The organism is Aeromonas sp. SCS5, from assembly GCF_001887375.1.
Taxonomy (GTDB): Bacteria; Pseudomonadota; Gammaproteobacteria; order Enterobacterales; family Aeromonadaceae; genus Aeromonas; species Aeromonas jandaei.
This window is the reverse complement of sequence record NZ_LFCS01000014.1, coordinates 1-11353: the sequence shown is the minus strand read 5'-3', so window position 1 is coordinate 11353 and position 11353 is coordinate 1. Positions and strand designations below refer to the sequence as shown.

The 11353-nt window shown below is 61.7% G+C and carries 8 protein-coding genes; 1 reads left to right on the top strand and 7 read right to left on the bottom strand.

The window, feature by feature from the left end:
- Positions 1 to 121: 121 nt before the first annotated feature.
- The 7 genes from nrfF to nrfA all read right to left on the bottom strand — a co-directional run bounded on the left by nrfF (position 122) and on the right by nrfA (position 7896).
- Entirely contained in the window at positions 122 to 1315 is a 1194-nt protein-coding gene (gene nrfF, locus BS300_RS17245) for a heme lyase NrfEFG subunit NrfF (protein WP_071914238.1), read from the bottom strand.
- Positions 1312 to 1914 carry a DsbE family thiol:disulfide interchange protein gene (locus tag BS300_RS17240; RefSeq protein WP_071914236.1) on the bottom strand — a complete coding sequence of 201 codons (603 nt, stop codon included), beginning with the start codon at positions 1912 to 1914 and terminating at the stop codon, positions 1312 to 1314. Before BS300_RS17240 ends, nrfF begins: the two co-directional genes overlap by 4 nt.
- On the bottom strand, positions 1911 to 3878 hold the full coding sequence (gene nrfE, locus BS300_RS17235) for a heme lyase NrfEFG subunit NrfE (protein WP_071914233.1): 1968 nt from the start codon (positions 3876 to 3878) through the stop codon (positions 1911 to 1913). The genes BS300_RS17240 and nrfE overlap by 4 nt, the downstream gene beginning before the upstream one ends.
- Positions 3879 to 4051: 173 nt before the next feature.
- On the bottom strand, positions 4052 to 5005 hold the full coding sequence (nrfD, locus tag BS300_RS17230; protein WP_071914231.1) for a cytochrome c nitrite reductase subunit NrfD: 954 nt from the start codon (positions 5003 to 5005) through the stop codon (positions 4052 to 4054).
- 87 nt (positions 5006 to 5092) lie between these two features.
- Positions 5093 to 5785, bottom strand: a complete 693-nt coding sequence (gene nrfC / locus BS300_RS17225) for a cytochrome c nitrite reductase Fe-S protein (RefSeq protein ID WP_071914229.1) — start codon at positions 5783 to 5785, stop codon at positions 5093 to 5095.
- The gene (gene nrfB / locus BS300_RS17220) at positions 5782 to 6396 is read right to left on the bottom strand and encodes a cytochrome c nitrite reductase pentaheme subunit (RefSeq protein ID WP_071914228.1); all 615 of its coding nucleotides are present in this window, start codon (positions 6394 to 6396) and stop codon (positions 5782 to 5784) included. The genes nrfC and nrfB overlap by 4 nt, the downstream gene beginning before the upstream one ends.
- Before the next feature lie 54 nt (positions 6397 to 6450).
- Positions 6451 to 7896: an ammonia-forming nitrite reductase cytochrome c552 subunit gene (nrfA, locus tag BS300_RS17215; protein WP_071914226.1), complete on the bottom strand. Its 1446-nt coding sequence runs from the start codon at positions 7894 to 7896 to the stop codon at positions 6451 to 6453.
- A gap of 749 nt (positions 7897 to 8645) precedes the next feature.
- On the opposite strand from nrfA, the gene BS300_RS17210 reads away from it, so the two are divergent.
- On the top strand, positions 8646 to 11353 hold a 2708-nt coding region (locus BS300_RS17210; RefSeq protein WP_143241835.1), incomplete at its 3' end, for a retention module-containing protein.

The window sequence follows — 11353 nt, the reverse complement described above, 5'->3', positions numbered from 1 at the left end:
TGCCAAGGTGAGCCAATAACAAAACACCCCCGCATGGGGTGTTTTGCATTGATTGGCATTGCGCAGGGTTTGGCAGGAAGAAGGCGCTAACGTCCTGAGAAGAAACAACGGATCTGCCGGGCTAGCCCCCCATCATCCGCGCGGTCTGAATTGCTTCTATCAGCGCGGCCCGATTGATGCGGGGTCGCTCCTCATCGAGCAACTGTTGCCACAGCGCAATGGCCTGGCTATAGCGACCGTGCAGGAAGTGATCGGAGGCAAGCAGCATCAGGGCGCTCACCTCGCTCTTGTCCTGCTTGAGGGCGCTCTCCAGCAGGCGGGTTGCCTCGGGAGTCAGCTGCTGGCCCGCCCGGTAGTAGAGCACGGTTGCCTGAGCGGCTTGGGTCGCTGCGCTGGCGCCCCCTTCCAGCAGGGCGAGACGCTGGTAGGCGAGCAGGGCGTTGTCGTACTCGATCCGATAGAGATAGAGCTGGCCGAGCGCCGCCCAAGCGTCGAGATCGGTGGGGTTGGCTTGCAGACGTTGATGCAGGGCGCCCAGCTCCTTGTCCTGCAGATCCCGCGGGCTCAACCCCGCCAGCGGATCGGGGCGCGACTGATAAGCCTGCCACGCCTGATAGCGGCCGGTGCCGGCATAAATACCGGCCACCAGCGCCAGCAACAGAGTCCCAATGAGTATCCATAACAGCAGCCTGGGCAGCGGACGGGGGGTGCGATCTCTGGCCAGCTGGTCACGCAGAGCCTGTTCGGCAGGTGGGGTTGCGTTGGCGAGGAGAGCTAGCTCCAGCTCCCGGTAGAGACGGCTGTGGGGGGCAAGCCCCGCCTGCTGCTCGGCCATGATCAGCCGGTTCAGCTCGGCCCTGGGGTCGTGGGCGAGCGCCCCCTCGGCTCTGTCGCCGATAAGCGGCACCCGCGCCGGTTGCCGGCGATGCAGGCTCCTGCGCAGGCGATTGAGGGCCAGCAACAGCAAGAGGGCGGGGCCGCCCCACAGCAGGGCCGTGCTGCGCTTGAAGGGGGGATCGTAGCGCACGAAATCGCCGAAGCGCTCCGTCATGCGGTCGATCACCTGCTCATCAGACTGCCCCTCGTCCACCCAGCGGTAGACCTCGAGCCGCAGATCCCGGGCAATAGGGGAGTTTGACTCCACCAGGTTCTGGTTCTGGCACTGGGGGCAGCGCAGGGCGCGGGCCAGCTCTTGCGCCCGATTTTGCAGCTCGGGGTGGCGAAACTCATAGGTGTCGACCCCGCTGGAATATGCAGTGGTACTCAGCAGCATGCCGAGGGCCAGTAGGGTGCAGGCAAGAGAACGGCACATCATGGCTGTGTCTCCCGAGCTGATGTTGCAATAGATGGTGCAATGGCGGGTGCCGTTCTAGTGGCCTTCATCTGCCCATCCGCTCGCGCGTTGTCGAGCAGGGGGGCAAACTGGCGTAGCCAGATCTCGTTGGTGAGCTCGCCGGTGTGGCGGGCAAGTAGGGCGCCATCAGCAGCAAACAGATAGGTTTCCGGCGTGCCGTAGACGCCGAGCTCAAGGGCCAGTTTGCCGTCGGGGTCGGCCAGTACGGCGCGATAGGGGTTGCCCGCCTGGATAAGCCAGGCGCGGGCCGCGTCCCCCTTGTCGCGATAGTTGAGGCCGTAGAGGGGTACTGTGCCAGCGAGCTCGCTGAGTAGCGGATGCTCGGCGCGGCAGTTGGCGCACCAGCTGGCCCAGACGTTAAGGACAAAGGGCTCTCCCTTGAGGCTGGCGGTCTGGATCGGACTCCCGTCCAGCAGATTGTCGCTCTGCCACGCAGGCAGGGTACGGCCGAGCATCGCCTCATCCTGGCTGTAGGGATTGTTGCCAAGGCCGAGCCAGAGCAGGACGCCAAGTCCCAGAGTGAGCACGAGCGGCACGAACAGGCGCAGACGGGCATTCATAAGGACTCCTGCTCAAGCCGAGGGCAGGGGGCGGTAGCTGGCGCAGGATGGCTAGCCAGCAGCGGTCGGCGGGCGAGTAGACGCAGGGTGCCGCCCGCCATCATCAACAGGCCGCCGAACCAGATCCAGCGTACCAGCGGCTTGTAGTGCAGCCGCATGGCATAGGCATCTGGCCCCATCTTCTCACCCAGCACCACGTAGAGATCGCCGAGCATTCCCCATTTGACCCCGGGCTCGTTCATGTTCATGGTGCGCACGCTGTAGTGGCGCCGCTCCGGCGTCAGCCGTGCCACCTCTTTACCGCTCTTATGCACGCTGAGAGTGATGCGCTCGGCGGTATAGTTGGGGCCGATGATCGGCTCGCTCCCCTCATAGCGAAACTCGAAGGCGCCGAGCCGATAGGGCTGGCCTGCGGCGAGTACGGCGCCCCCCTCCTGACTGTGGTGACTCACCTGATTGATCCCGAGGGCGCACACCGCCACCCCGAGGTGGGCCAGCAGGCTGCCGAACCGATAGAGGGTGAGCTCGCGCAGTGACGTCGGTTGCAAGAGCGGGAGCAACAGGCTGGCCATCAGCCAGAGGCTCACCATATTGGCGAGGATGCCGTTCCAGTTACCGGAAAACGATCCCTGTTCCAGATAGGCAAGGCTAATGAGCCCGCCGCCAAGCAGGCCAAACAGCGGCGGCAACAGAGCGTTTAGTCTGGAATATGCCGCAAGCTGCTGCCAGCGCAGGCGTGGCAGTTGGGTCATCAGCGCCATCAGGCAGAGGGCCAGCGGCACGAAGATGGTATTGAAATAGGGTGCGCCCACCGAGAGCGAGCCCAGATGAAGTGACTGGAACACCATGGGGTAGAAGGTGCCGAGCAGCACGCTGGCGCAGGCCACGCAGAGCAGCAGGATGGCGGCGCCGAGCAGCCCCTCTTTTGACAGCAAGCCAAAGCGGGCATAGGGGGCGCGAATGTCCGCCCGCAGGGCAAACAGGGTGAGGGCGCAGGTCAATAGCAAACCGAGCAGCAACAAGAGGGTGAGGCCGCGGCTGGGGTCCACCGCAAAGGCGTGTACCGAGGTGAGCACCCCGGAGCGCACCACGAAGGTGCCGAGCAGGCTGAGCGAAAAGGTAAAGATGGAGAGCTGCAGCACGGCGTGGCCGTAAGCCCCGCGCTTCTCGCACACCACCAGGGCGTGCAGCAGGGCGGTGCCCAGCAGCCAGGGCAAGAGGGAGGCGTTTTCTACCGGATCCCAGAACCACCAGCCGCCCCAGCCGAGCTCGTAATAGGCCCACCAGGAACCCAGCACGATGCCGGCGGTGAGAAACACCCAGGAGCCGAGCGCCCAGGGACGGCTCCAGTGGGCCACGGCGCCATCGAGCCGACCCGAGTGCAGCGCCGCCATGGCGAAGGCGAAGTTGACCGCAAAGCCGACGTAACCGAGATAGAGCAGGGGGGGGTGAATGATGAGGCCGATATCTTGCAGCATGGGGTTGAGATCGCGCCCCTCCAGCGGCCCCGGGAACTGGCGGTCAAACGGGCTGGAGAAGATCAGGGTATAGAGGCCGAACAGCCCGACGATCAGCCCCATGATGGCCAATACCCGGGTGCGGATCAGCGGATCGACCCGCCTGGAGCAAAGGGCCACCAGCGCGCCCCACAGCCCCAGCGCAAAGACGAAGAAGAGCATGGATCCCTCGTGGCCGCCCCACACGGCCGCCAGCTTGAAGCCAAGGGGCAGGGCGCTGTTGGCGTGCTGGGCCACATAGACCAGGGTGAAGTCATCCTGGCCAAAACAGCTGGCGAGCAGCAGCAGGGCGGCCAACAGCAGGAGCGCGACCAGGATGGGCAGCGGCTTTGCGCAGCCCAGCAGCGGGCGTGAGGCGAGCCGCAATCCCAGCCAGGGCAGAGTGCCTTGCAGCAGGGCGAGCCCGGTCGCCAGCAACAGTGAGAGATAGCCGAGCTCCGCCAGCACACAACCTCCGTTTCAATCTTTGATGTCATTCATGTCATGCCATACACGCCGCGTCGTCTCCCTTTGGGGGAAAACATTGCCAAGCAACGGGTGTGGCATCACCAGAAATTTATTGGGCCAGCAACAAACCAGCGCCAGTCACCCGAGGGTGGCTGGCGCTGGTGATCATACCTTTAAACTACCGTCATCTGGCCGGCATAGAGCACGAAGTAGCGCAGCAGCAGGATCCCCACCAAGGTCAGGCTGCAGACCAGTACCAGATAGCCGTTTTTGGCCCGCAGCGGCGCGGGGGCCAGCAGGGCCAGCAACTGGGGCAGCAGCATGCCGATGCCCACCACCCCGAGCCAGAACACCTGAGCCCAGAAACCGCTGCCGATGGCTGCCCACATGGCTGCCTCCTTCTGGCCGCCACCGAAGTAGAGGCCGGTAAAGAAGCAGACCAGCAGCAACACCTCCACCGCCAGCACCGGCCGCTCGAAGCGGTGGACAAAGCTCACCCCCTGGCTGTGATGGTTCTCCTTGAACAGGGTGACCGCCAGCAAGATGGTGGAGGCGATGCCGGAGCTGACGCCGGAGATGAGGAACAGCACCGGCAACACCGGGTTGTTCAACAGCGGATAGGTCTTGAGCGCCGACAGCAGAAAGCCGGTGTAGGCCCCCAGTAGCACGGCGAGCAGCAGCAACAGCGGCGCCAGCAGCCGCTCAAAGCGTGCCAACAGGGCGATCAGCCCATCCACAAAGGCGAACTTTTCTTGCAGCAGGTGACGGCGCAAGGTCTCGATCTCGGCCCGAAACACCACCGCCAGCCAGGCGAACAGCACCGCCATGTAGAGCTGAAACAGCATGACCCCCATCGACATCACGGAGTCGAACTGATAGTGAAACATCAGCTTCCAGAAGGTCCAGGGGCGGGCCAGATGGAAGATGAGGATCAGTAACCCCAGCACCACGCTCACCGGCGCCAGAATGGCGGTCGCCTTGATGATGCCGCTCTCGCTGCCGGCCCCCTTGCGGCGCAATAGCACCGAGAGGGTGGTGGCCCCGGCGGAGATGCCGAGCAGAAAGAGATAGATGGCGATGGGCCAGTCCCACACCAGCGAGGAGAAGTGAAATGCGTCATGCAACATGATCCATTCCTCCTTCTGTTACTGCGGTAGATGGCGATCGGACAAATCCCCACACGAGGGAAGGGAAGTGAAACGCCTCTTGCATCGTCATGACTTTATCTCCCCTTTGGGCACGCGGTACATCTTGGGCGAGGTGCCGAGTGCCTGCTTGTAGCGATAGGTGGTCTCCTTCACCAGTCGTTTGGCGATGTGGCTGTCCGGGTCATCCAGATTGCCGAACACCAGCGCCTTGGTGGGGCAGGATTCCACGCAGGCTGGCTCCTTGCCCGCCGCCAGGTTGGTCTTGCGGCAAAAGTCGCACTTGTCCGCCACCCGGGTGACCGGGTTGATAAAGCGCACCTGATAGGGGCAGGCGGCCAGACAATACATGCAGCCGACGCAGAGATCCGCGTCGACATCGACGATGCCATCCTCCTTGCGGATATGGGAGGCGCCGGTGGGGCAGACATGCACGCAGGGGGCGTTGTCGCAGTGCTGGCAGGACTTGCGAAAGAAGCGGTACTCGGCATCAGGGAAGGTGCCGATGGGGCCGGAGCGGATGATCTCGAGGCGCGAGACCCCCTCTGGCACCTGATTCACCTCCCGGCAGGCATCCATGCAGGCGGTACAGCCGATGCAGGCCGTCTCGTCGTGGATCATGCCGTAGCGGATCCCGTCGATGGTCTGGCTGTGGGCGAGGGTGGTGGCAAGGGAGCGGGTGTTGGCACGAGCAGCCCCCGTCATCATGATGAGGGCCCCCGCACTCATCCCCGCCATGAAGTGACGGCGAGAGCAGCTCATGATGCCTCCTTGCCGGTAGCCGGTTTGGACTGCTCCTGCCGGGCCTTGCTGGCCTCATGTTGCTTGCTGTGGCAGTCGACGCAGAGCTTGATGCGGGACTTCTCCGGGAGCCCCACCATGGGCTCCTTGGCCGGATGCAACTGGTGGCAGCTGGTGCAGGTGAGCTTGGTGGCGTGCACGTCGTGGGCCCAGAGCGCCTCGCGAAGCTCTTTGGGCTCGTGGCAGCTCATGCAGACTCCATTCTGCTCGCTGATGGGATAAAGCTTGATGCTCTCTTTATCCTTCAGGCTGTGGCTGAAGCGCATCACATCCTTGACCCCTTCCCTGTGCTGGGGAGAGGGCTGACCATGGCAGTTGGTGCAGGTGACTGGCGCCAGATTGTTGGGGTTGGTCGCCTGGCCATGCTTGCCGTGCATGCCATACTCCTGCTCCTTGTGGCAGTCGGTACAGGCCTTGTCGGGATTGCGTAAAAACTCCACCTCCTGTGTGGCTGAGACAGCAGTGGTCGGAACAGGGGCGGCAGCAGGCTCGGCCGCTTGGCCCTGCAGGCTGGTCAGCAGCATGGCTGCCATCAGCATCAGTCGTAAGAAATCCATCGTTAAATCACCCATAGGAAGCCTCCATCCGCTGCGGGCCCGACTTGGGGGTCGGGCCCGCAGGCGCCGTTACTGTGCCAGCCGTCCGGCCGCTTTGGCCTCGGCATCCCAGGCGGGAACTGTGGTCTTGAGGAACTGTGCCTTGTCGCTGTTGAACTGCTTCATATCCATGCCAAGGACGGCTTGCGCTTTCTCTTTGCTGGAGATGTCGGGAATGGCGATCTCGTGGGTTATTCCCTTTGCAGCCAGCAGACGCGCCAGCTTGGTGCGGGCGTCGGCAGCCTTGTCCAGCGCGCTGCCGAGCACCTTGAGCGCCACTTCAGGGGCGTGCATCTGCACCCCGTGGGAGGCGATGGCGTAGTCCCAGCGCCACTGGGCGTGACGGATGTCTTGCAGGATATCCTTCATCTCGGCCTCGGTGGCACCGGCATCCCAGGCCGCCTTGGCTTCAAAGTGGGTGTGAACCAGCTGTTTCTCGACTTTCAGCTTGAGCTCGTGCACCGCCTCCTTGCGTTGCTTGACGATCCCCAGCAGCATCTCCTTGCTCTGGGTGTGGCAGTTGCGGCAGGTTTGATCGAAGCGATCGAAGGGGTTGCCCACCTTGTGATCGGTGTAGACCCTGCCCTGATCGTTTTGCACCTTGGGCATATGGCAGTCGACGCAGGCGACGTTGTTCTGGCCGTGAATGCCGGCGCGCCAGGTCTCGTACTCGGGGTGCTGGGCTTTCAGCATCGGTGTTTTGGAGAGGGCGTGCGTCCAGTCGGCGAAGCCCAGCTCGTCATAGTAGGCTTCCATTTGCTCGACGCTGGTGCCCTTGTCCCAGGGGAATTTCACCTCCTTGGTGGGGCCACTGAAGTAGTACTCCACGTGGCACTGGCCGCACACCTGGGACTGCTGATCAAAGCGCCCCTGCTCCTTGAACGGTTTGCCGATGGCATTCATGGCCCGGTCGGCATAGGGACGGGAGAGGTGTAGGGCGGGCTTGCTCTCCTTGAACTCCTGCGAGGCGGTATCGTGGCAGTCGGCGCAGCCGATGGTGTTGACGATCTCGGGGCCGCCCTTGGCCCACATGCCCTTGAAGTAGCCATCCTCACCCTTTTCATCGATAACGCGGGCCACATCCGGGCCTTTGCAGCTCCAACAGGCCATGGGCAGCGGGCCATCTTCGGCGGTCTTGGGGGCGCCGGTGCGCAGGGTTTCCCGCACGTCGGTCAGCGCATAAAAGTGGCCGCGCGGCTTGTTGTAATCCTTGGAGAAGGGGTAGCCGGCCCAGAGCACCACCATCTGCGGATCTTCCGCCAGGGCGTCGGTACGCTCGTGGCTCTCGCTGGTGCCTTTCCAGCTGGTGAACTGATCGGCGTGATCTTTGGCGAACAGCTCGCTGCGCGCCTCGATCTTGCCCTTGGGTTGTGCCTCGTCGGCCGCCTGTGCCCAGCTGCCGGTGCCAAGGCAGGTGGTCAGCAGCAGGGCGGCAAGTCCCAGTCTGCTCTGTCTGTTGTGTGAACTCACCATCATCACTCCCCATCATTGTCCTTGTCTGGCCTGACCGGCTCCCTTTTGTGATGCGGAGATCGATACCCCGAGCGGGGTGGCAGGCCTGTTGTTATTACCGGTGAATAAACCGGATTTATGCATTTTCAGAGAGCGACGTTATCAAACTGGTAAACAAAATGATGAATTATCGGGAGGGGAGTTGCGCCAGATCAATTGGCAGCACGAGCAAAACACAGAAATGAGATCTGGGTAGAATTTTACGAAAAGTCAGGCTGTTTTGACGGTCTTGCCAAGAAAAATCAGCGGATTTTACGAAGCCGGGTAAAGGGCGTTGTGGAGGTCAGCTCACTCCTTGGCGCTATGGCCATCTCCTCTTCGTCGCTCGGCAAGAGAAATGGCTATGCGCGACCTTAAATTTTTATTCACTTTATTATCGATAAGCGCTGCTGTTTGGCTGCACTCATTTGCACTGCCCGTTTGCTACTGGGGCTCGCTTGAAATCCAGATTCACCAGGGATTACGAAGCAAGTCTGCCAAAAGGACTATTTTTTCTTGAATAGGCGCATCAGCAAAGGGCTGCAACAATATTGCGTCACAGGCTGTCGCACCAAAGGCGATGCCTGCATGACATTTATTGTACGAAATACCCTATTTGCGGTCTCTTTTGTCGAAAATTGAGAAAAGACCCTTCAACTTGGTTGCGGTAAGATGGCTAATCCAGTCAGGTGTGCTGTTGATAATGTCGTTAATCAGGTTGTGCCGGAGGTTGTATGGCTGAGTTGCAAATTGAAAAGTCCACGGTGGTGACCCGTATAGAGGGCTCCGTGTTTGTCATCAGTGCAGATGGATCTGTCGTACGAGCAACCGTGGGGATGGTGCTCCATCCCGGTGATCGGCTGCAAGCCGCGCAGGGGGGGCAGTTTGCACTGGCTGATGCCGATTCGCAGCCAACCGGACAACAACCTGAGCCGGCCAATCCTGTTCCGGCCGATGGCAGCGAGGCGCAGCCTGATCAGGAGCTCGCTTCCCTGCAGGAGGCCATTCGCCAGGGGGTTGACCCGACCAAACTCTTTGCCGAGACCGCCGCAGGCAACGCCGCGCCAGCTGCCGGCAATATTGGTGGCGTTGCGGGTTCCAGCTCTGGCGGCTTTGTGGTGGTCGATCGCACCAATGACGCCACCCTGGCCGAGGCCGGTTTCGATACGGATCACAATGCACCTGTCGCCAACGACGAGCTGCGTTTTGCCGAAGTACGCGACTTCTTTGCCGCCATCACCATCACCGAGCCGCAGACCAGCGACAACATCATCAACGCTGACGAGGCGGCTGGCGTTATCATCCGCGGTACCGTGCTAGATGTAGAGGTCGGTCAGCCGGTCACCGTGACCCTGATTGACCAGGCAGGCAACCGACTCACCGTCACCACAGTGGTGCTGCCCGGTCTGGTCTGGGAGGCCAATTTTGGCGACGTCACCGGCAAGCTGGTGGATGGCCCCCTCACCATTCAGGCCGATACTCAGGATGCTGCCGGCAACCGTGCCAGCGATCTGGGCCAGACCCTGCTCGATACCATCACCACCATTACCCTGGATCTTGCCGATGAGAGCGACACCGGTGCCAGCCAGAGCGATGATCTGACCCGCGACAATACCCCGCTGCTGCAGGGCAAGGGGGAGCCCGGTGCCACAGTCACCCTCTCCCTTGGTGGCAGCGTGCTCACCGTACTTACCGTTGACGGCAATGGCAACTGGCAATATCAGCTGCCCGATACGCTGGCAGACGGAGCTTATGATTTTCGGGTCGACTCGGTGGATATCGCCGGCAACCGAGCCAGCGATACCCTCACTATTGAGGTTGATACCCAGGCCGCCATCGATATCGATGATCTCTATGCTGTGGAACTCTTTGGCAGCGACAATGCCACCCTGAGTGGTACCACCGCCAATGTCGAGGCAGGACAGAAGGTGACCATCACCCTGCTAGGCAGCGATGGGCAGATCCTGCTTACCACCTCTGCAGTGGTCGGTGCGGATGGCCGTTGGCAGGTATCAGGTCTTGATCTCTCCGGCATCACGCAATCTTTCGAAGTGCGTGCCAGCGTCACCGATCTGGCGGGTAATTCTGCCTTGGACGGTGCGCCGCTGATCGGCAAGAGCGAGACCTTGACCCTCTCCGAAGCCGGACTGGCCAATGGCCCAGTCACTGCGACTGGCAACCTCAATACCGGCGCCGGGATTGATGGCAACCTGCAGGTCACCTTCGCCGCTGACCAGAGCGGCCTTGAAGGGCTGAAGCTTACCAGTCATGGAGTGGCACTCGATTACGTCTGGGGCGGCCAGACCCTGACCGCCACTGCCGGTGGTGTCACTGTCTTTACCCTGACCCTCAACAATAACGGCAGCTATCGCATCGTCTGGAACCAGAGCCTGGATCACCCCGAGAGCAAGGAGCAGACCCTGCTTAACACTCAGGAAACCTTGAGTCTGCCGTTCAACCTCGAATACCGCGACAGCGACGGTGATCTGGTGAAAGCGCCGCTGGTGATCAATCTGGTGGACAGCACTCCACCGAGCTTCGAGATCCCGGCCATTACCCTGACCGAGGATGCCTTTACCAACAGCGCCGCCGTAGTTGGGGAGAGCAGCTTTGTGGTCAAGCACACCGCCGATCCCCTGCTGGTGGATTCGCTGGTGTTCAGCAATCAGAGTGGCACCCTGGCGACCCTCAACGGCTCGGGTCTTGCCAGCGATGGCCATCCGCTGACGTTTGAATTTACCGATGATCGCACCCTGCTGGGCTACTACCTCGATGGCAATGGTCAGCGGGTAGAGGTATTGCGCGCCCAGCTGCTGGCTGAACAGCAGGGGAGCGATGTGGGCGGTCGGGTGGTGATCACCCTTACCGGCCCGCTCGATCATCAGGGTAGTGACAGCCTCTCGCTGGGGTTGCAGGTGAGTGCCAAAGAGATCGATGGCGATGTCACCAGTGCCGACCTGGCTCTGACCATCAACGACGGCAGTGATCCTTCGCTTGGTCTCGACAAGGGCGTTTCGCTGCAAGAAGGGGGCAACCAGCACATCGATGGTCAACTGCCGGTCACGGTGGGTAGCGATCGTCTGGTCTCCCTCAACTTTGAGGCGAGCCAGCCGGCGTTGGCGGGGCTCACCAGCCAGGGGCATCCCACCAGTTATCAGGTGCAGGGCAACCAGCTGACCGTCAAGGATTGGCAGGGCAATACGATCCTTACCGTCGCCATCGGGCTGGATGGCAAGTACAGCGTCTCCCTGACCGGCGTGTTTGACGAACCGGAAGCGACCAACAGCCTCAACCTAGGCCTGAAGGTACAGGGCACCGATTTTGACGGCGACAAAAGCAACCTCGGGACCCTTAATATCACCATTACCGACGGTGCTTTGCCGCAGGTCGATCCTGTCTCCCTGACGCTCACGGAAGATAGCAACTGGCAGCAGGAGCAGAC